The sequence below is a fragment of the Parasulfuritortus cantonensis genome (assembly GCF_004337445.1).
Classification (GTDB): Bacteria; Pseudomonadota; Gammaproteobacteria; order Burkholderiales; family Thiobacillaceae; genus Parasulfuritortus; species Parasulfuritortus cantonensis.
In genome coordinates this window covers 129714-149559 of record NZ_SJZB01000014.1, presented here as the reverse complement: position 1 = coordinate 149559, position 19846 = coordinate 129714, and the positions used below count along the sequence as shown (strand labels likewise).

At 69.7% G+C, this 19846-nt stretch carries 16 protein-coding genes; 14 read left to right on the top strand and 2 right to left on the bottom strand.

Annotated elements, in window-relative coordinates; all coding sequences use genetic code 11:
• Positions 1 to 3 precede the first annotated feature (3 nt).
• The 14 genes from EZJ19_RS04480 (at position 4) to EZJ19_RS04415 (ending at position 17583) form a co-directional block, all read left to right on the top strand.
• Positions 4 to 369: a response regulator gene (locus tag EZJ19_RS04480; protein WP_131445100.1), complete on the top strand. Its 366-nt coding sequence runs from the start codon at positions 4 to 6 to the stop codon at positions 367 to 369.
• Positions 369 to 878: a chemotaxis protein CheW gene (locus tag EZJ19_RS04475; RefSeq protein ID WP_131445099.1), complete on the top strand. Its 510-nt coding sequence runs from the start codon at positions 369 to 371 to the stop codon at positions 876 to 878. Before EZJ19_RS04480 ends, EZJ19_RS04475 begins: the two co-directional genes overlap by 1 nt.
• A 38-nt stretch (positions 879 to 916) precedes the next feature.
• Entirely contained in the window at positions 917 to 3010 is a 2094-nt protein-coding gene (locus EZJ19_RS04470) for a methyl-accepting chemotaxis protein (RefSeq protein ID WP_131445098.1), read from the top strand.
• A 13-nt stretch (positions 3011 to 3023) separates the two neighbouring features.
• Entirely contained in the window at positions 3024 to 5177 is a 2154-nt protein-coding gene (locus tag EZJ19_RS04465) for a FimL-related protein (RefSeq protein ID WP_131445097.1), read from the top strand.
• A complete protein-coding gene (locus EZJ19_RS04460) occupies positions 5093 to 8554 on the top strand; it encodes an Hpt domain-containing protein (RefSeq protein ID WP_131445096.1) in 3462 nt (1153 codons plus the stop codon). The genes EZJ19_RS04465 and EZJ19_RS04460 overlap by 85 nt, the downstream gene beginning before the upstream one ends.
• 383 nt (positions 8555 to 8937) lie before the next feature.
• Positions 8938 to 10578 carry an ABC transporter substrate-binding protein gene (locus EZJ19_RS04455; RefSeq protein WP_131445095.1) on the top strand — a complete coding sequence of 547 codons (1641 nt, stop codon included), beginning with the start codon at positions 8938 to 8940 and terminating at the stop codon, positions 10576 to 10578.
• Positions 10578 to 11528: an ABC transporter permease gene (locus EZJ19_RS04450; RefSeq protein WP_131445094.1), complete on the top strand. Its 951-nt coding sequence runs from the start codon at positions 10578 to 10580 to the stop codon at positions 11526 to 11528. Before EZJ19_RS04455 ends, EZJ19_RS04450 begins: the two co-directional genes overlap by 1 nt.
• Complete coding sequence (locus EZJ19_RS04445; protein ID WP_131445093.1) at positions 11525 to 12394, top strand: ABC transporter permease; 870 nt, start codon at positions 11525 to 11527, stop codon at positions 12392 to 12394. Before EZJ19_RS04450 ends, EZJ19_RS04445 begins: the two co-directional genes overlap by 4 nt.
• The gene (locus EZJ19_RS04440; RefSeq protein ID WP_206199310.1) at positions 12391 to 13359 is read left to right on the top strand and encodes an ABC transporter ATP-binding protein; all 969 of its coding nucleotides are present in this window, start codon (positions 12391 to 12393) and stop codon (positions 13357 to 13359) included. Before EZJ19_RS04445 ends, EZJ19_RS04440 begins: the two co-directional genes overlap by 4 nt.
• Positions 13360 to 13366: 7 nt before the next feature.
• Positions 13367 to 14341, top strand: coding sequence for an ABC transporter ATP-binding protein (locus EZJ19_RS04435; RefSeq protein ID WP_131445092.1), 975 nt, complete (start codon positions 13367 to 13369; stop codon positions 14339 to 14341).
• Positions 14338 to 15936 carry a gamma-glutamyltransferase gene (gene ggt, locus EZJ19_RS04430; RefSeq protein WP_131445091.1) on the top strand — a complete coding sequence of 533 codons (1599 nt, stop codon included), beginning with the start codon at positions 14338 to 14340 and terminating at the stop codon, positions 15934 to 15936. Before EZJ19_RS04435 ends, ggt begins: the two co-directional genes overlap by 4 nt.
• 23 nt (positions 15937 to 15959) lie before the next feature.
• The gene (locus tag EZJ19_RS04425; RefSeq protein WP_131445090.1) at positions 15960 to 16757 is read left to right on the top strand and encodes a sulfite exporter TauE/SafE family protein; all 798 of its coding nucleotides are present in this window, start codon (positions 15960 to 15962) and stop codon (positions 16755 to 16757) included.
• A gap of 14 nt (positions 16758 to 16771) precedes the next feature.
• Complete coding sequence (locus EZJ19_RS04420) at positions 16772 to 17218, top strand: Lrp/AsnC family transcriptional regulator (protein WP_131445089.1); 447 nt, start codon at positions 16772 to 16774, stop codon at positions 17216 to 17218.
• 92 nt (positions 17219 to 17310) lie between these two features.
• Entirely contained in the window at positions 17311 to 17583 is a 273-nt protein-coding gene (locus tag EZJ19_RS04415; RefSeq protein ID WP_131445088.1) for a Nif11-like leader peptide family natural product precursor, read from the top strand.
• A gap of 12 nt (positions 17584 to 17595) precedes the next feature.
• Here EZJ19_RS04415 and EZJ19_RS04410 read toward each other — a convergent pair whose 3' ends face one another.
• Positions 17596 to 18966 carry a radical SAM/SPASM domain-containing protein gene (locus tag EZJ19_RS04410; protein WP_131445087.1) on the bottom strand — a complete coding sequence of 457 codons (1371 nt, stop codon included), beginning with the start codon at positions 18964 to 18966 and terminating at the stop codon, positions 17596 to 17598.
• Between the two features lie 28 nt (positions 18967 to 18994).
• Positions 18995 to 19816, bottom strand: coding sequence for an undecaprenyl-diphosphate phosphatase (locus EZJ19_RS04405; RefSeq protein ID WP_131445086.1), 822 nt, complete (start codon positions 19814 to 19816; stop codon positions 18995 to 18997).
• Between the last annotated feature and the right edge of the window lie 30 nt (positions 19817 to 19846).

Below are 19846 nucleotides of genomic sequence, written 5' to 3'. Positions count from 1 at the left end.
TGAATGCCGATCAAGAAAGTGCTGGTGGTGGACGATTCGCCGACTGAACGATTCCACCTGGTGGAAATCCTGCAGCGGGGCGGATTCGAGGCGGAGACCGCCGAGAACGGCGAGGAGGGCATTGCCAAGGCCAAGCTGGTTCGTCCGGACCTGATCCTGATGGATGTCGTGATGCCGGGCGTCAACGGCTTCCAGGTCACCCGCACGCTGTCGCGCGATCCCGATACCAAGGACATCCCGGTCATCATGTGCACCTCCAAGGGACAGGAGACGGATCGCGTCTGGGGCATGCGCCAAGGGGCGGTCGCCTACCTGGTCAAGCCCATCGTCGCCGAGGACCTGCTGGACAAGATCGAGCACCTAAGCTGATGGAAGAACGGCTCAACCTGAGGGAATTCCAGAGCCGCCTGGCGGAACGCCTGAAGGCGAGCGCGGAGCAGACCGGCGAGGCCGCCAAGCTGGGCTTCCTGGCCGGCGGCCGCTACTGGCTGACCGCCCTCGACCAGGTCAGCGAGGTGGTGACGGTGACGCGCCTGGCGCGCACGCCCTGGACCCGGCCCTGGTTCCTCGGCGTCGCCGGGGTGCGCGGCACCATCTACGGATGCACCGACCTGGCCGCCTTTCTCGGCCTCGCCTCCGCCGAGACGCCCGACGAGGTGCGCCTGCTGCTGGCCAATCCCCGGTTCGGCGCCCACGCCGCGTTCCGGGTCGACCAGGCGCTCGGTCTGCGCAACAGCGCGGACATGGAGCGCATCCCGCGCGCGGACGACGACGCCCCCTGGTTGCTGACGCGTTTCCGCGATGGCGACGGCACCGAATGGACGGAAATCGCCCTGGAGGGCATGCTGGCAGAACCGCGCTTCCTGCGGGTGGCTTGACAGTGGCGTAACAGGCTCTTGACGGAGATGAGAACAAAATGGACAAACCGCAAGTGAACGCGGCCAGCGGCGAGCAGGGCAATCTGGGCGCAAGGCTGTCGGCCTGGCAGGAACGCATGTCGAGCCTGGACCCGCGCCGGTTGAAGATGCTCCAGGGCATGACTTCGGAGCGCCGCTACCAGGTCCTGGTGCTGACCATGATCCTTTCCGTGCTGCTGACGGCGGTGTTCATGCTGCTCTACGTGGTCCAGGTGGGACACCGCACCGAACGGGTGGAGGTCGCCAGCCATCTGCAGATGTTGTCGCAGCGTTATTCGAAGACCGCCCTCCAGGCCGCGCTCGGCAACAAGGCCGCCTTCGGCCAACTCAAGGAAAGCGAGCAGGCCTTCGTGAAGGGCCTGGATGCCCTGACCGCGCGCGCCGCGGTGTTCTCGGGCCAGGCCGAGCTGGCGGGCTTGAAGAAGCGCTGGGAGACCTCGCGCAAGGACATCGACACCCTGCTGACCCAGCAGGATGTCCTGGTCGCCCTGGGCCAGTCGATCAGCCAGATCAACGCACGCAACAACGACCTGCTCGACCTTACCGAGCAGGTGACCGCCCTGCTGCCGCCCGGGCGAGCCTTGTCGTTTGCCCACCAGCAGGCCCTGTGGACCCAGCGCATGGCGAAGAACGCCAATGCGCTGGTGGCCGGCGAGGTCATCAACCCCGAGGTGGCTTATCAACTGGGCCAGGACGTCAAGACCTTCGGCGACGTGCTCAACGGCATGCTCAACGGCGACGCCGAACTGGGCATCGCGGCCGTCGGTGCCGGCGCGGCGCGCGACAAGCTGCTCGAGCTCAAGGAGTCCTTCGGCGCCTTCTCCACCCAGGTCAACCTGATCCTGAACAACATGCCCAAGCTGCTCGGCGCCAAGCGTGCGGCGCGCGAGTTGTTCGACGAGAGCGAGCAGATCCTGGCCATGACCGGCAAGCTCACCGCCGCCTACCAGAACGATTCCAGCTGGGTCTTCCTCACCCTGGGCGTGTTCATGGGCCTTGCCGCCCTGGCCAGCCTGGTCATGCTGGCCCTGACCAACGTCGCCGAGTCGCGTCTGCGCGCCGAGCAGGCGGCGCATGAGCAGGAGGCGGCGGCGCGCGAGAACCGGCGCAACCAGGAGGCCATCCTGCGCCTGCTCAACGAGATGGGCGACCTCGCGGACGGCAACCTGACCGTGCGCGCCACGGTGACCGAGGACATCACCGGCGCCATCGCGGACTCGGTCAACTTCGCCATCGAGGAATTGCGTACCCTGGTCGACAACGTCAACCGGGCGGTCCACCAGGTGACCCAGGCCACCGAGGACGCCAAGCAACTGTCGGAAGGCATGCTGGCCACGACCGAACGTCAGGCCGGCGAGATCGGCCAGGCCACGGACTCGGTCGCGGTCATGACCGAGTCGGTCAACCGGGTGGCCCTGAACGCCTCCGACTCCGCCCACGTGGCCGAGCAGTCGCTCGAGTTCGCGCGCAAGGGCGGCGACTCGGTGCGGGCGGCCATCGCCGGCATGAACGCCATCCGCGACCAGATCCAGGAGACCTCGAAGCGCATCAAGCGCCTCGGCGAGTCGTCCCAGGAGATCGGCGAGATCGTCGAGCTGATCGGGGACATTACCGAACAGACCAACGTCCTCGCCCTCAACGCCGCCATCCAGGCCGCGGCGGCCGGCGAGGCCGGGCGCGGCTTCTCCGTGGTGGCCGAGGAAGTGCAGCGCCTGGCGGAACGCTCCGGCCAGGCGACCCGGCGCATCGGTGCCATCGTCAAGACCATCCAGACCGACACCCAGGACACCATCAACGCTATGGAGGCGAGCACGCGCGGCGTGGTCGAGGGCGCGACCCTGTCGGACAACGCCGGCCACGCCCTGCAGGACATCGAGTCGGTGTCGGACGAACTGGCACGCCTGATCCAGAGCATTTCGGACGCCACTCAGGAACAGGTCGACATCGCCAACCGGATCGCCGAGACCATGCAGCAGGTGCTCGGCCAGACCCGCGAGGCGGCCGACGGGGCCCGCAAGAGCGCCGAATCGGTCGGCCAGCTCACCGTGCTGGCCGACGACCTGCGCGTGTCGGTGGCGGGCTTCACCCTGTAAGGGATAGGTGAACGTGAACAGTCTGAACGATTTCGATCTCGGTCCCCTGACTTGGGTCAAGGGTGAGATCGACGTGGCCTGCAACGCCGGGATCGCCGCCTTGCAGGCGTGGAACGGCGAGGACCTGACCCCGCTCAAGCAGGCGTTGACCTATTTGCACCAGGTCTCCGGGGCCATCCAGATCGTCGGCCTGCAAGGCGTCCACCAGCTCGGCAGCGCCATCGAGGGCCTGCTCGCCGACATGCAGAGCAGAGCGGACTTGCGCAACGCCGACAGCGCCGCCCTGGCGGTGCGCGCGGTGCAGGCGCTCCAGGGCTACCTGGACAATCTCATGGCCGGGGCGGCGAATGCGGAACTGGCCCTGATGCCGATCTACGGCGAGGTGCAAATCCGGCGCGGCGCGGAGGCGCCGCCGCCGAGCGAGCTGTTCTATCCGGATACCGGCCTGCGCGCACGCCGGCCGGGTGGCGAACCCGCCCTCGACGACGGCGAGCGCGGACGCGCCATGCGCCAGGTCCGCAGCAAGTACCAGAAGGGTTTGTTGCGCTACCTGCAGAACCAGGATGCCGCTGCCGGCCTCGCGGCCATGGCGGAGGCGGTACGCGAACTCCAGGCCCTGGTGCCCGGCGCCGCCCAGTACACCTTCTGGTGGACGGCCGAGGCCATGCTGGAGGCGCTCGCCGCCGACGGCGCCGCCCCCGACGCCTGGCTCAAACGCCTGCTCGGCCGTCTGGACCTGCAGATGCGCCGGCTGGCCGAAGGCGCCCGGCAGTTGGCCGACAGCCTGTTCCGCGATGTCCTCTATTGCCTGCTGCGCACCCCGGGCGGGGGCGAGCGGGCCGATGCGGTGCGCGAGCTGTTCGAGCTCGAACGCTACCGCCCGGCCGCCTGGAGCGGCGTCGACGAGCAGCGTGCCGAGGCCCTGCGGCCCATGCTGGGCCGTCTGCGCGAGGTGCTCAATGCCGCCAAGGATCACTGGCTGCACCTGTGTTCCGGGCGCAAGGACAGCCTCGATCCCCTGCGTGCCAGCGTGGCCCAGATCGGCGACAGTGCCGGCCGGATCGGCGACCCCGCCCTGTCGACGCTGGCCGACGCGATCCGCCAGGTGATCGCCGGCCATGCCGACGAGGCGGCCCAGAACGAGGCCCTGCAGGTCGAGATGGCCACGGCCATGCTCCTGCTGCAACACGGCGCCGAGAACTATTTCAAACTCGGCCAGGACTTTGGCAGCCATGCCGAGGTACAGGCCGGGCGCCTGCGCGCCGCGGTGTCGGGCGAAGCCCCGCTGGTCGCCGCGCCGGGCGAACCGCTGCTCGACGAGATCGCCCGCCAGGCCCAGGAGAAGCTCCTGCTGGCCCAGGTGACGCGGGAGATCCAGAGCAACCTGAACCAGATCGAGGAGATCCTCGACAAGTTCTTCCGCAACCAGCAGGACCGTGGCAGCCTGCCCCTGGTACCGAGCCTGCTGAAGCAGGTCCAGGGGGCGCTCAGCATCCTGCAGCTCGAACCCGCGGTCGAGCTGGTCCGCGTCGTCACCGACCGGGTCGGCCTGATCTCCGAGGCGGACCATGCCATCGTCCCGGACGAACTCAACTGGATCGCCGAGGCGGTCTCCACCCTCGGCCTGTATGTCGAGGCCTTGCGCAACGGCCGTGACGACCCGGCCGGACTGATCCGGCTGCTGCACCCCGAGGCCGAGGCGGAACCGGCGGAGACGAGCGTCGAGGAACACCTGGCCGCGCTCAAGGAAGGCCTGGTCGCCACCGTCGACCGCCTGGCGGAAGGCGGCGAGGCGGACACCCTGCGCGGCGAGTTGCGCGCCGATCTCCAGCGCATCGCCCAGGATGCCGATCTGGTCGGCGACGCGGCCCTGCGCGGCCAGGCCGACGAGGTCAGGCGCCTGCTCGACGACAACGCCGCCACCGACACCGTGCGCGTGGCGACCCACGCCCTGGCGGGGTACCCCTGCCGGCTCCGGTCGTCCCCGAGGCGCCCGCCGCCCCGGCGCCGGCGAGCACCCAGGAGGTCGACAGCGAGCTTCTGGAGATCTACCTGGAGGAGGCCAAGGAGGTTCTCGCCGGCATGGCCGAGCGCCTGGCCCGCCTGCGCGAATCGACCCAGGCCCACGACGACTTCGTCGACATCCGGCGCGGTTTCCATACCCTGAAGGGCAGCGGCCGCATGGTCGGGCTGATCGACCTCGCCGAGGTGGCTTGGGAGGCCGAGCAGACCCTGAACCTGTGGCTGCGCGACGAACGCGCCATCAACGTCGCGATACTCGACTTCGTCGACCAGGCGGCGACCGGCTTCCGGCGCTGGGTGGGCGAACTCGCCGAGACCGGCGCGATAGGCCGGCTCGATGCCGACGCGGTGGTCGCCCTGGCCCGCCGCCTGCGCGGCGAGGAGGTCGAGGCGCCCACTGCACCAGCGGCCCCGCCGGCCATGCCGGAGGCCCCGGTCGCCGCGCCCGCGGCGGTCGCGCCGCCTGAGCCGGAGATCGTGCAGATCGGCCGGCACAGCCTGTCCGCCGCCCTGTTCGCCATCTTCTCGGACGAGGCGACACGCCGCCTCGCCGATCTCCGCCAGCATCTCGCCGACCTCGCCGTGGTCGCCGACGAACATGTCTGGGCCGAGTTCGCCCGCGCCGCCCATACCCTGGCCGGCATCGCCCGGACCACCGGGCTGACCCCGCTGGCCGAGGCCGCCTACGCGCTGGAAACCTGGATCGGTGCCTGGCCGGACAAGCAGCGGCCGCTGGCGGCCGAGCCGGAGGGCGTGTTGTCGGGTGTCGTCGACCTGCTCGGCAACGGCTTGGAGCAGATTGCCCGGCACGAATGGCCGAGCTTCCCGGATGACCTGGCCGAGCGCCTGACGGGCCTGAGCCCGGCACCGGCGGAGTCCGCGACGGGGGCTGCGGAGGAGGAACTGTTCGCCGCCCTGCTGGCCGAGCCGGAACTGCCGGAAGCCGGTTCGGAGCCCACCCCGGAACCTGTCCCCGAGCCTGTCCCGGAACCCCTCGTTGCGCCCGACTGGCCGGCCGAGGCGCCGCTCGAAATTCCCTTCCAGCCGGCCCTGGAACCGGTTTCGGAGCCGCCCTTCGAGCCGCTGCCGGAGGCCGTGCCGCCGGCCCCCGAGCCGCCCGTGCCGGAGCCCTGGGTGCCCGTGCCGACCCCGGAATTCCCCGTCGAGCCGGTACCCGTCGAGTTCTTGCCGGAGACGGTCCCCGAATTCCAGCCCGAAGGCATGCCGGCGTCCTTCGCTCCGGTGGCCGAGCTGGCTCCGCCAGTCGCCCCCGAGGTGCCGGTCGAGCCGGCCCCGGCGATCGCGGCCGAACCGCCCGAGGAGTGCGACCCGCAACTGCTGCCGATCTTCCTCGCCGAGGCCGAGGAATTGCTGCCGCGCATCGGCGACAGCCTGCGCCGCTGGCGCGCCGCGCCCACCGATGCCGAGCCCTGCCAGGCCCTCCAGCGCACCCTGCACACCCTCAAGGGGAGTGCCCGCATGGCCGGTGCCATGCGCCTCGGCGATGCCACCCATGCCATGGAGACGCGCATCGTCGACCTCGGCACGCTGGCCCCGGAAGCGGCCTTCCTGGACAGCCTGGAGCACGACTACGACGCCCTGGCCGAGCGTGTCGACCGCCTGCGCCAGCCGGCGCCGGTGGCAGCCGTCGCGCCGGCGGTCGGCGTCGCCGCGCCGGAGGCGGCTCCGGTCGCCGTGCCGCTGGCCCCGACCGCGGAGGACGACAACGCCCTGCGTCAGGCCTTCCGGGCCAATGCCAACATACTCGACGCCCTGATCAACGAGGCCGGCGAGGTCAGTATCGCCCGTTCGCGTATCGAGGACCTGGTCACCCACTACAAGCTCACCGCCCAGGAGTTGACCGCCAACGTCGAACGCCTGCGTGGCCAGTTGCGCGAACTGGAGATCGAGGCCGAGACCCAGATCGGCGCCCGCATGTCGAAGCTGGACGAGAGCCATTTCGACCCCCTGGAGTTCGACCGCTACACGCGCCTGCAGGAACTCACGCGCCTGATGGCGGAGAGCGTCAACGACGTTTCGACCGCCCAGGAGAACCTGCTCGGCAGCCTGAACGACGTCGAGTACGCGCTGCTCCAGCAGTCGCGCACCACGCGCAGCCTGCAGCAGGAACTCATGCACATCCGCATGGTGCGCCTGAACAGCCAGGCCGAGCGTCTGCACCGCATCGTCCGCCAGGCCGCCAAGGAGGTCGGGCGGCGCGCCCACCTGCTCATCGAGGGGGGCGACATCGAGCTCGACCGCTCGGTGCTCGACAAGGCCATGGCGCCCTTCGAGCATCTTTTGCGCAACGCCGTCGCGCACGGCATCGAGGCGGCCGAGCGGCGCCAGGCGCTGGGCAAGCCGGAGTACGGCGACATCCGCCTGACGGCGCGCCAGGACGGCACCGAGGTGGTGTTGACCCTGAGCGACGACGGCGGCGGCATCGACCTCGACAAGGTGCGTGCGCGCGCCGAGGCCATGGGCTGGGTGACGCCGGACGACAGCGTGGAACGCGAACGCCTGGAGTCCTTCCTGTTCATGCCCGGCTTCTCGACCATGGAGACGGTCACCCAGGTGGCCGGCCGCGGCGTCGGCTTGGACGTGGTGCGCAGCGAGATCGCCTCGGTGGGCGGTCGTATCCGTCTCGACAGCGAGGTCGGTCGCGGCACCCGGTTCACCATCCGCTTGCCCACCACCCTGGCCCTGACCCAGGTGGTCCTGGCCCGGGCCGGCGACCAGGTGTACGCCTTCCCGGCCGGCATGGTGGTGCTGGTGCGCGAGGTCAGGGAGGCCGACTGGCATGCCATCGTCAGCGCCAGCGGGGTCGAACTGGACGGCCAGAACTACCCGCTCCGTTCCCTCGCCGAGCTCACCGGCCAGCAGCCGCAGCCTGCCGAGGGACACTACCGGACGGTGCTCCTGCTGCGTTCGGGCGACGAACGCGTGGCCATGCGCGTCGACAAGTTGCAGGGCAACGTCGAAGCGGTGGTCAAGGCGATCGGCCCGCAGCTGTCCCGGGTGCCCGGGGTGGCCGGTGCCACCGTCCTGCCGGACGGCCGCGTCGCCCTCATACTCAACCCGTTCGCGCTCATGGAAAGCGCGCCGGGGCAGGCCTTGTCGGTGGTCGAAGGGGTCCGCACGGAGGCCGTCCAGCCGCTGGTGCTGGTGGTCGACGATTCCCTGACCGTGCGCAAGATCACCGGGCGCCTGCTGCACCGCGAAGGCTACCGCGTGGCCACCGCCAAGGACGGCGTCGAGGCCCTCGAGTACCTGCAGGGCGAGGTGCCGGCGGTCATGCTGCTGGATATCGAGATGCCGCGCATGGACGGCTTCGAGGTCGCCCGCCACGTGCGGGCCGATGTCCGTACCCGGGGCGTGCCGATCGTCATGATCACCTCGCGCACGGCGGACAAGCACCGCGACCATGCCCTGGACCTCGGGGTCAACCTGTACATGGGGAAACCCTACCAGGAAGAAGAACTGCTGGCGGCAATCGCCGGCTTCGTCGCAGGACAAGGCTGATCGGCGGGCCTGGGCAGCGCGCCTGCCCGGCCCGACCGTCCCTGCACCATTTCGGAACGCGGTCGGCCGCCCCGGTCCCGGCCGCGACCTAACAATCATCTCCCCAGGATCGCCTCGGCGATGCGAACGGCCAGATGTTCGCTACGAGGCTTACGTATGTAAAAAACATTGCCGTTATGTCGTTCGTTTCGTAACGGCACGGCCCTGGTGCGCCCGGTCCGCCGATAGTGCGGTGGTTGGGGATGAAATCCGATGGATTTTCTCAGTTATTGCATTGTATCCATTTAAAACAATTGGATACGTAATAAAAAAGGTGTTGGCACAGTGCTTGCTGAACGCTCGACCGGCAGTTGTTAAACCGTTTCATTTGTTAGGAGCGTTCCATGTCGGGTGTAAATCACAAAGACAAGCTGGCCGAGGTTCTCGCGAAGGGGTTGGATCGCCGCGGCTTTCTCAAGATGGTCGGTGCGGGTGCCGGCCTGGCGGCGGCCAACGCCCTGACCGGCGGCGGCCTGGTACAGGGTGCCATGGCGGCGGCGCCGAAACGGGGCGGCACCATCAAGCTGGCCTGGATCGACGCGGTTGACACCCTGGATCCGCATTTCACCTCCTCGCTGGGTTCGGTGAAGATCCTGAACAACATCTACAACGGCCTGCTCAAGGTGGCCTACGACGGCAAGAAGGTCTCCTTCGTGCCCGACCTGGCGACCAAGTGGGACATGCCGGACGACAAGACCCACGTCTTCACCCTGCGCAAAGGGGTGAAGTTCCACAACGGCGACCCCTGCGACGCCGCCGCCGTGAAGTGGAGCCTGGAACGGGTCAAGGACCCGGCCGTGGCCTCGCCCCATGCCTGGAAGTTCGAACAGCTGGCCGGCATCGACATCGTCGACGACCACACCATCCGCATGCGCTTCAACAAGCCCTACGCCTTCCTGCCCGTCGCCCTGACCGGCAGCACCGGGCGGGCCGGCACCATCGTCAGCAAGAGCGCGGTGGAGAAGTACGGCAAGGCCTTCGGGCGCAACCCGGTCGGCACCGGCCCGTTCAGGTTCGTCGGCTGGCGCGAGAACGAGTCGATCACCCTGGAACGCAACCCTGACTATTTCGAGCCGGGCCTGCCCTACCTGGACGGCGTCCAGATCCTCCTGATCAAGGAGCCCACCGCCGCCGTGGCCGCCATGATGGCCGGCCAGGTGGACGGCATGAGCCTGTCGCCCTTCCAGTTCATCCCCCAGTTGCGCGCCAACAAGGACCTGCGCGTCTACGGCGAGGTGGAAGGCAACTACAGCTACGTCGGCATGAACAACCGCCGCGCCCCGTTCGACGACCCCATGCTGCGCAAGGCGGTCGCCTACGCCATTGACCGCAATGTCATCGTCAAGCAGGGCTACTTCGGCGAGGCCATCCCGGCCTACAGCCCGATCTCGCCGCCCATGACCGGCTTCTACGACAAGAACATCGGCAAGACCGGGCGCGGCCAGTTCCTCGACCTCAAGAAGGCCATGGAGTACCGCAAGAAGTCCAAGTACCAGGGCGAGGTGAATCCGGTCTACATCGTCAGCCAGGGCTTCACCGGCTCGGGCGGCAGCGGCACCCGCAACTCCCAGCTCCTGCTGCCCATGCTGGAGAAGATCGGCATCAAGCCGAAGATCGAACTGCTCGACCGGGCGGTCTGGACCAAGCGGCGCAACAGCGGCGACTTCGACATGTACGACGAGGCCTGGATCGCCGACCTGGACCCGGACGAGACCATCTACCCGGAATGGCACTCGGGCAAGCCGTGGAACTTCGTCGGCTACAGCAACGCCGAGTTCGACAAGCTGATCTCGGACGCCCAGGACACCCTCAACCAAGGCGTGCGCAAGAAGCTCTACACCAAGGCCGAGGACATCCTCATGGCCGATGCCCCCCTGGCGGTGCTGGCCCACATGAAGGTGTTCAAGATCCTGCACAAGCGGGTCCAGGGCTTCCAGTACATCCCGGTCGACCTGCTCAACCTGCATTCGGTCTGGCTGCCCTGATGCTCGGTTCCGCCGCCGCCAAACTGGGCCAGACCCTGCTCGTGCTGCTGATCGTCTCGGTGGCGAGCTTCGCCTTCCTGAAGCTCGCCCCGGGCGACCCGGTCAGTATCATGCTGGGTTCAGACTTCTCCCAGGGGGCCTACGACCAGCTGGTCCACGACCTCGGCCTCGACCGGCCCATGGCCGTGCAGTACTGGCATTGGCTGGCCGCGTTCGTCAAAGGCGACTGGGGTACCTCCTACATCACCAGCCAGGACATCTTCGAACTGGCGGTCATGCAGGCCCTGCCGGTGACCCTGACCCTCGCCGCCCTGTCCCTGCTGGTGGCGCTGGTGATCGGCATCCCGGCCGGCGTGCTGGCCGCCCTCCATCGCAACAGCTGGGTCGACGTTGCCGCCACGGCCCTGGCCATCGGCGGCAACGCCTTCCCCAGCTTCTATCTCGGCATCATCCTGATCTGGGTGTTCGGCGTCGGCCTCGGCTGGTTCCCCACCCTCGGTTTCGTCGCGCCCTGGGAGGACTTCTGGCAAGGCCTGTGGCACCTGGTCCTGCCGGCCATCACCCTGGGCGCCTGGTACGTCGGCCTGATCGCCCGCATCACCCGCTCCAGCCTGCTGGAGGTCCTCGGCCAGCCCTACATCCAGGCCGCCCGGGCGCGTGGCGAGCCCGGCTGGCGGGTGGTCTGGGTGCACGGCATGCGCAACGTGCTGATGCCCCTGGTCACCGTGATCGGCCTACAACTGGGCGGCATGCTGCGCGGCGCCGTGATGACCGAGGTGGTGTTCGCCCTGCCCGGCCTGGGCATGATGGTGACCACCGCCGTGCTCAACCGCGAATACATCGTCGTGCAGGCCGGCATCATGCTGACCGGCCTGCTGTTCGTCGTCGTCAACCTGGCCGTGGACCAGACCTACCAGTTCCTCGACCCCCGCCTGCGGAGGCGCACATGAGCGACGCCACCCCCATGCCGGCGTCCGCCTGGCGGCGCCGCTTCCTGACCCCCATCGCGCGCCAGCGCACCGCCATGGTCGGCCTCGCCATCCTGGCCGTGTACGTGGTCGGGGCCCTGCTGGCGCCCTGGATCGCCAGCCACGATCCGACCGCCCAGGACCTCATGGCCGCCCTGCAGGGGCCGAGCGCCCAGCACTGGCTGGGCACCGATTCCTTCGGTCAGGACCTCTATTCGCGCCTCCTCTACGGCGCCCGCCTGGCCCTGGTGATCGGCTTCGCGTCCGTCGCCCTGGGCCTGGTGGTGGGCGTGGCCATCGGCCTCGCCGCCGGCCTCATCGGCGGCCGCACGGAGTGGCTGCTGATGCGCATCACCGACGGTCTCCTGGCCTTCCCGGAACTGATCCTGGCCATGGCCTTCATGGCCGTGCTGGGGCTCGGCACCGAGAACCTGGTCTACGCCCTGGCCCTGTCCTTCGTCGGCCCCTTCGCCCGCATGACCCGCTCGGACGTGCTCCAGGTGAAGAGCCAGCCCTACATCGAGGCGGCCCGCCTGATGGGCGTGCCCACTGCGGCGGTGATCTGGCGCCACGTCCTGCCCAACGTCGTGTCGCCCATCCTGGTCCAGGGCGGCATGCGGGTGAGCATCGCCATCCTGCTGGAGTCGGGCCTGTCCTTCCTGGGCATCGGCGTGGTGCCGCCCACCCCGGACTGGGGCCTGATGATCGCCGAGGGGCGCGCCTTCATCACCATGGCGCCCTGGATCTCCGGCGTGCCCGGCCTCGCCCTGGCCATCCTGCTGGTGGCCCTCAACCTGGTGGGCGACGGCCTGCGCGACGCCTTCGACCCGAGCACCCAGAGGGAATGATGCAGACCGCCACGATCCAAACCGCCGCGCCCCTGCTCGAAGTGAGCGACTTCAGCCTGCACCGCGGCGCCGCCGCCGTGCTCGACCGGGTCGGCCTGACCCTGCGGCCGGGCGAGACCCTGGGCCTGATCGGCGAGTCCGGCGCCGGCAAGTCCACCCTGGCCATGGCCGTGATCGGCCTATTGCGCGAACCCGAGGTGGGCCTGTCCGGCAGCCTGCGCTTCCATGGCGAGGAACTCACCGGCCTGGCCGAGGCCCGTTACAGGAAGTTACGCGGCAACCGTATCGGCCTCATCTTCCAGGACGCCACGGCGGCCCTGAACCCCTGCTACACGGTGGGCGCACAGATCGCCGAGCCGTTGCGCCGGCACCTGGGCCTGTCCAAGTGGGACGCCCGCGAACGCGCGGTCGAGCTGATGACCAGCGTCGGCATTCCGGAACCGCGTCTGCGCCTGAATGCCTATCCCCACGAACTGTCGGGCGGCATGCAGCAGCGCGTGATGATCGCCATCGCCCTGGCCTGCAACCCGGAGCTCCTGCTCGCCGACGAGCCCACCAGCGCCCTGGACGTCACCATCCAGGCCCAGATCATGGAACTGATCCTGGAACGGGTGCGGGCGCTCAACTCCAGTGCCATCTTCGTCCTCCACGACCTCGCCCTGGGCGCCCAGGTGTGCGACCGCATCGCCGTCATGTACGCCGGCCAGATCGTCGAGGAAGGCCCCAGCGCCGAGGTCCTGGCCCGGCCCCTGCACCCCTACACCCGGGGCCTCAAGTCCTGCGTGGTGGAACTGGGCTCCGAGGACCTGCAGCCCATCCCCGGCCAGGTGCCGCCCCTCAACGCCATGCCCGAGGGCTGCCGGTTCGCGCCGCGCTGCCCGAAGGCCCAAGACGTCTGCCGGCGTGAACGGCCGGCCCCGGAGACGCGGGACGGCCGCCAGGTCGCCTGCTGGTTCATAGACTGACAGGATCATGGAACGACAGACCGTATTCACCCTGCTCGACGTCGAGCGCACCTACGAACTGGGCAAGGCCGGCTGGTTCGGCAAGTCGCGCGGCCGCCTCAAGGCCCTGGACGGCGTCCGCCTGGAACTCCGGCGCGGCGACAGCCTGGCCCTGGTGGGCGAGAGCGGCTCCGGCAAGTCCACGCTGGTGCGCATCATGCTGGGCCTGGAGCCGGCCAGCGACGGCCGCGTCCTGTACGGCCAGCACGACCTCGGCCAGCTCGACCCGGCGGCGCGCAAGCGCTTCGCCCGCGAGGTGGCCTTCATCTACCAGAACGCGCGCGGTTCCATGAACCCGCGCCTGCGCATCGCCGACATCCTGGCCGAACCCATCCGCCTGCACCGGCTGCGCCCGGAGGCCGAGATGACCGGGCGGGTCGCCGAGCTGCTGGCCCGGGTGGGCCTGCCGGCCGAGATGGCCGAGCGCTTCCCCAACGAACTGTCCGGCGGCCAGATCCGCCGCGTCGCCATCGCCCGCGCCCTGGCCGCCGAACCCCAGGTGATCATGGCCGACGAATCGGTGGCCGGCCTCGACGTCTCGGTCCAGGCCCAGGTCCTGAACCTGCTGCGCGACCTTTGCCGCGAGGGCGGCATCACCCTGGTGTTCATCACCCACGACCTGGGGGTCGCCAGTTACCTGTGCGAACGCATCGCCGTCCTCTACCTCGGCCGCATCGTCGAGCAGGGGCCCACCGGCGCCATTCTCGGCAACCCCCGTCACCCCTACACGCGCGGCCTGATGCAGGCCTTCCCGAAGTTCGGCGCGCCCCTGACGGCGCCGCTCAAGGGCGAAATACCCAGCCCGGTCAACCTGCCCCAGGGCTGCCGGTTCGCCGGCCGCTGTCCGGAGGCACGCGACGCCTGCCGCGAGACCGACCCCGTCCTGGCCGAGCAGGCGGGCCGCCAGGTCGCCTGCCATTTTCCCCTGGAGGTGGCGCAATGAGCCGCTATGCCCGTTCCGCCGGCGGCGCCGTCACCGCTCCGCACCACTTGGCCGCCGCGGCCGGCGCCGAGGTCCTGGCGGCCGGCGGCAACGCCATCGAGGCCGCTCTGGCGGTGGGCTCCACCCTCACCGTCGTCTATCCGCACATGAACAGCCTGGGCGGCGACGGCTTCTGGCTCATCTCCGATGCCGACGGCCGCCTGCTCGGGCTGGACGGTGCCGGGCCGGCCGGCCAGCGTTACACCCCGGAGGTCTACACGGAACGGGGGCTGGACGGCGTGCCCATGCGGGGTGCGTTGGCCGCCAACACGGTGGCCGGACTGGTGTCGGTCTGGGGCGAGGCGTTCCGGTTCAGCCGGGAGGCCTGGGCCGGCCGGCGGGCCTGGGACGAGCTGCTCGCCTCGGCGCACGCCTATGCCCGCGACGGCTTCCCCTGCAGTGTCGGCCAGGGCGCCTTCCTGGGCCAGAAGTGGGACGAACTGGGCGGCTTCGACACGCTGGTGTCGACCTTCGCGCCGGACGGACGCCTGCCCGAGGCCGGGGCGACGTTCCGCCAGGCCGGCCTGGCGGCCTCCCTGGCCCTGCTCCAGCGCGACGGCGCCGACGGCTTCTATCGCGGCGAACTCGGCTGGCGGGTGGCGGAAGGCCTCGCGGCGGCCGGGAGCCGGCTGACCTCGGACGACCTGGCCGGCTTCCGCTGCCGTCTCGTACAGCCCATCGGCGTGCCTTACCGGGGTGGCCGGGCGGTCAACATGCCGCCGCCCACCCAGGGGCTCGCCTCCCTGCTCATCCTGGGCCAGCTCGACCGCTTCGACCTGACCCGGCGCGGCCACCTGTCCGCCCGCTACGTGCACCTGGTGGTGGAGGCCACCAAGCAGGCCTTCCGTCTGCGCGACCGCCACGTGGCCGATCCGGAACGGGTCGCCGTGCCCGTGGACCAACTTCTTGCCCCGGCCAGCCTCGACGCCCTGGCGGTGGCCATCGACCCCGAGCGCGCGGCACCCTGGGGCCGCGGCGTCGGGCCGGCCGACACGGTGTGGTTCGGCGTCGTCGACGCCCAGGGCCGCGCGGTGAGCGCCATCCAGAGCATCTACCACGAGTACGGCAGCGGCATCGTGGCCGGCGACACCGGCATCGTCTGGCAGAACCGGGGGGCCTCTTTCTCCCTCGACCCGAGCCATGTCAACGCCCTGGCGCCGGGCAAGCGGCCCTTCCACACCCTCAACCCGGCCATGTACCTGCGCGACGGCCGGCCGCACCTGGTCTACGGCACCATGGGCGGCGACGGCCAGCCGCAGACCCAGGCCGCCGTGGCCACCCGCGCCCTGGACTACGGCCTGCCCCTCGACCAGGTGCTCGACAGCCCGCGCTGGCTGCTCGGCCGCACCTGGGGCCAGAGCAGCGACACCCTGAAGTTGGAGGGCCGCTTCTCCGATTCCGTGTTCGCCGACTTGGCCGGGCGCGGCCACGCGGTCGAGCGGGTCGAGGACTACGCCCAGATGATGGGCCACGCCGGCGCCCTGCGCCGGCTGCCCGAGGGCGGCTTCGAGGCCGCCTCCGATCCCCGCAGCGACGGTGCCGCCATCGCCGTCTGAACCTCAGTCGAATAGGAAACCCTATGTTGGACATCGCTTCCTTCCTGGCCCTCGGCCTGGTCGCCGGCCTCCTGGCCGGCATGCTGGGCATCGGCGGCGGCGTGGTCATCGTGCCGGCGCTGATCTGGATATTCCAGGCCGAGGGAATGTCCGGGGAGATCGTCCCGCACTTGGCCATCGGCACCTCCCTGGCCACCATCGTGTTCACCTCGCTCTCTGCAATTAGGGCCCAGCAGAAGCGCGGCGCCATCGACTGGAGCGTGGTCAGGCTGCTCGCCCCGGCCACCCTGCTGGGCGGCTTCGCCAGCGGCTACCTGGCCGGCTACGTGCCGGCCGCTACCCTGAAGGGCCTGTTCGCCACCTTCCTGCTGTTCGTCGGCACCCAGTTCATTCTGGACTGGAAGCCGGCCGCCCACTGGCGCCTGCCGGGCCGGGCCGGACTGTGGTCCACCGGCCTGGGCATCGGCGCCTTGTCGGCCCTGCTGGGCATCGGCGGCGGCAACATCACGGTGCCCTTTCTGCACGCCTGCAACATGGAACTGAAGCGGGCCATCGCCATCTCCACCGCGCTGGGCTTCCCCATCGCCCTGTTCGGCGCCGCCGGCTTCCTGGTCACCGGGCTGGGCAACGCCACCCTGCCGGCCGGCAGCGTCGGCTACGTCTCCCTGCCGGCCCTGGCCGCCGTGGCGGCCGTGTCCATGCTCACCGCCCCCGCCGGCGTGCGCCTGTCGCACGCCCTGCCGGTGAAGAAGTTGAAGCGCATCTTCGGCGTATTGGTGCTGCTCATCTCCCTGCGTATGCTGTGGAACGTGCTGATGTAGACGGACGGACTTCGATGAACGACATGGATCAGAAGATTTTGGCGATGCTGGTGGACGATGGCCGCATGAGTTTCGCCGACATCGCCCGCGAACTGGGCGTCTCCCGGGTGCACGCCCGCGACCGGGTGCAGCGCCTGATCGAGGAGGGCGTGATCGAGAAGTTCACCGTCATCGTCAACCCGGAAAAGATCGGCACCACGGTGTCGGCCTTCTTCGACGTCGAGGTGGACCCCCAGGGCATCGAGTCGGTGGCCCAGGAGCTGGCCAGCCAGCCCGAGGTGCGCAGCCTCTACATCATGAGCGACATGCGCAGCCTGCACATCCACACCCTGACCGAGAACAACGAGGCCCTGGAGCAGTTCGCCCGGCGCAACCTGCTGTCGCGCCGCCACATCGTCCGGGTCGACTGCAAGCAGCTCCTGACCCGGGTCAAGCACCGCCGGGGCGGCACCCGCATCTAGCCGTTTCGGACCCGCGCTAGTCCATTTGTGCTATAGAGACAGGGCCGGCGGCCTGGCTGGACGGCCGTCGATCGACAGGAAAGGGAATGCCCATGAGTGCAACGTCTGCCCGCGCATATATCGAACGGATGCGCAACGATGAGCTTTTCGCCCGGCGGGTTCTGGCCTGTGCGGATGCCGAGCAACGCACCGCGCTGGTCCGGGCCGAAGGCTATGATTTCAGCCGCGCGGAGATCGGTGTCCTGGCCCAGGGCCTGAACGACGACCTGCTGCGCCGGGCCACCTCGCAGGAGTCCCGCCTGGGCTACGACTCCGAGCTCGGCCACGGCGTCGATCCGCCCAAGAAGATTCGTCCGGCCCACTGACGGGGCGTCCGGTCAAAGGAAATCCAGGGGGCAGGGCCGCGCCGGCAGGATGTCGGCGGCGCGCAGGAAGCCGACCTCGTCCGGCGTCAGCCGGCTGACCACCCAGGCGGCCAGTTCGAACTGGCGGCGCCGGATTCGGCACAGGTCCGGCGCCGGCGTGGTGTCGGACCCGGTCGCGGCGAGATGGTCGTGCCGGCAACCGCCCGCGCAGTAGCGCCGGGCGACGCAGCCGGCGCAGTCGGCATTCGCCACCACCGGGCTGGTCGCGTAGCGGGCGCGCCGGAGGCCGCCGCCGGCGATCGAGCCGAGACGGAATTCCGCCGCGCCGACGAAACGCTGGCAGGGATACACCTCGCCGGTCCGGTCGATCGCGACCATGCCCATCCCGGCACCGCACGGGTAGTCGCTCGTCTGGCCGTTGAGGAACGAGACGATGCCGGCATACAGGCTGGTGGACGACACCAGGATGCCCAGCCGGTCCGCGTCGCGCGCCCGTATCGCCGCCAGCCAGTCCTCGGCGCCCGCTTCCAGCCAGTGCATGTAGGCGGGGCTGTCGCGCCCGGCGTCGCCGACGGGCGCGGCCGGCGTCGCCGGCAGGATCGATATCTCCCGGAAGCCGAGGTCGAGCAGCGCCCGGACCACCGTCGCCGGGTCGCTGTCGCCGACCAGGGTCGCATGGGCGCCGCTCCCGGGCAGGGCCGCGAGCAGGGCCTCGACGCCGGGCACGATGTGGGCGTGGGAGGCGCGCCCGTTGGCGAACGGGCGCTGGCGGTCGTGCAGGCCGGCCGGGCCGTCCAGACTGACCTGTACCTTGAAGCGGTGCGCCTGCAGGAAGGCAACGATCTCGTCATCGAGCAGGGTGCCGTTGGTGGTCAGGTAGAAGTCGACGTCCTTGCCCTGTCCGGCGGCCGCCGCCAGCGCGTAGTCGGTCACCTCGCGCAGGAGCGGGAAGTCGAGCAGCGGCTCGCCGCCGAGGAAGCCCAGGTGCACGACGGTGGCCGTCCCGGCCTGCGCCAGGAGCCAGCGCACCGCCTGGCGGGCCGTGTCGGGGTGCATCCGGCCGGCCGCCCCGTATCGGCCATGATCGCCGTAGCAATAGGTGCAACGCAGGTTGCAATACTGGTTCAGGAACAGCACGGCGTTGGTGACCGGCGGCAGCTCAGCCGGGGGCCGGCGGGCGGGCGCGCCGTCGTCCAGCATGGCCAGCGCGTCCAGGCGGTCTCGTGCGGCGGCGTCCAGCCGGGCGTCCGGGTCAACCAACAGGGCGGCGAGCTGGCCGGCCAGCCCGGCCTCGATCGGCCAGGCGCGCATGGCCTCGATGTCGATCAGGCCGTGTTCGCCGTGCCTGGCGACCAGGTGGAAGGGCTTGACCGCTCCGGTCACGCGGCGCGTTTCCGAGCCCGGGCCCGGCTCAGCCGGTCCAGTCGATGATGCCGGTATACGCCGTGGCCAGGACGATGACGCCGAAGCCGATGCGGTACCAGGCGAAGGGGGTGAAGTCGTGGCTGGAGATGAAGCGCAACAACCAGCGCACGCACAGGAACGCGCTGACGAAGGAGGCCACGCCGCCGACCGCGAACAGGGGCAGGTCGGCGGCGCTGAACAGCTCGCGGTGCTTGTAGACGTCGTACAGGGTGGCCGCGAACATGGTCGGGACGGCCAGGAAGAAGGAGAACTCGGTGGCCGCCTGGCGCGACAGGCCGAAGAACAGGCCGCCGATGATGGTGGCGCCGGAGCGCGAGGTGCCCGGGATCATGGCCAGCGCCTGGGCGAAGCCGACCTTGAGGGCGTCGCGCCAGGTCATGTCGTCGACCGTCTCGGCCCGGATGGTGTGCTGCCGGCGTTCGGCCCAGAGGATGAGCAGGCCGCCGACGATGAACGCCGAGGCCACCACCAGCGGGTTGAACAGGTAGGCCTTGATCTGCTTCACGAAGAGCAGGCCGAGCACCGCGGCGGGCATGAACGCGACCACCAGGTTGAAGGCGAAACGGCGCGATTCCGGCTCGCGCGTCATGCTGGCGAGGACGTGGCCGAGCCGTTGCCGGTAGACCCAGACCACGGCCAGGATGGCGGCGAGCTGGATGGCGATGTCGAACACCTTGGCCTTGTCGTCGTGAAAGCCGAGCAGCTGGCCGGCGATGATCAGGTGACCGGTGGACGAAATGGGCAAAAATTCGGTCAGGCCCTCGACGATGCCGAGTATGAGGGCCTTGAGTAGTAATAGGGTATCCAAGATGGGCCTCCGCGAGAGGCCCGATTATAG

What these genes read in the sequence shown, in the direction of transcription:
- EZJ19_RS04475 (WP_131445099.1), top strand. Translation starts at nt 369, where the DNA reads ATGGAAGAACGGCTCAACCTGAGGGAATTCCAGAGCCGCCTGGCGGAA.
- EZJ19_RS04450 (WP_131445094.1), top strand. Translation starts at nt 10,578, where the DNA reads ATGCTCGGTTCCGCCGCCGCCAAACTGGGCCAGACCCTGCTCGTGCTG.
- EZJ19_RS04455 (WP_131445095.1), top strand. Translation starts at nt 8,938, where the DNA reads ATGTCGGGTGTAAATCACAAAGACAAGCTGGCCGAGGTTCTCGCGAAG.
- EZJ19_RS04415 (WP_131445088.1), top strand. Translation starts at nt 17,311, where the DNA reads ATGAGTGCAACGTCTGCCCGCGCATATATCGAACGGATGCGCAACGAT.
- EZJ19_RS04445 (WP_131445093.1), top strand. Translation starts at nt 11,525, where the DNA reads ATGAGCGACGCCACCCCCATGCCGGCGTCCGCCTGGCGGCGCCGCTTC.
- EZJ19_RS04425 (WP_131445090.1), top strand. Translation starts at nt 15,960, where the DNA reads ATGTTGGACATCGCTTCCTTCCTGGCCCTCGGCCTGGTCGCCGGCCTC.
- EZJ19_RS04420 (WP_131445089.1), top strand. Translation starts at nt 16,772, where the DNA reads ATGAACGACATGGATCAGAAGATTTTGGCGATGCTGGTGGACGATGGC.
- EZJ19_RS04435 (WP_131445092.1), top strand. Translation starts at nt 13,367, where the DNA reads ATGGAACGACAGACCGTATTCACCCTGCTCGACGTCGAGCGCACCTAC.
- EZJ19_RS04460 (WP_131445096.1), top strand. Translation starts at nt 5,093, where the DNA reads ATGGCCGAGCGCCTGGCCCGCCTGCGCGAATCGACCCAGGCCCACGAC.
- EZJ19_RS04470 (WP_131445098.1), top strand. Translation starts at nt 917, where the DNA reads ATGGACAAACCGCAAGTGAACGCGGCCAGCGGCGAGCAGGGCAATCTG.
- EZJ19_RS04480 (WP_131445100.1), top strand. Translation starts at nt 4, where the DNA reads ATGCCGATCAAGAAAGTGCTGGTGGTGGACGATTCGCCGACTGAACGA.
- EZJ19_RS04440 (WP_206199310.1), top strand. Translation starts at nt 12,391, where the DNA reads ATGATGCAGACCGCCACGATCCAAACCGCCGCGCCCCTGCTCGAAGTG.
- ggt (WP_131445091.1), top strand. Translation starts at nt 14,338, where the DNA reads ATGAGCCGCTATGCCCGTTCCGCCGGCGGCGCCGTCACCGCTCCGCAC.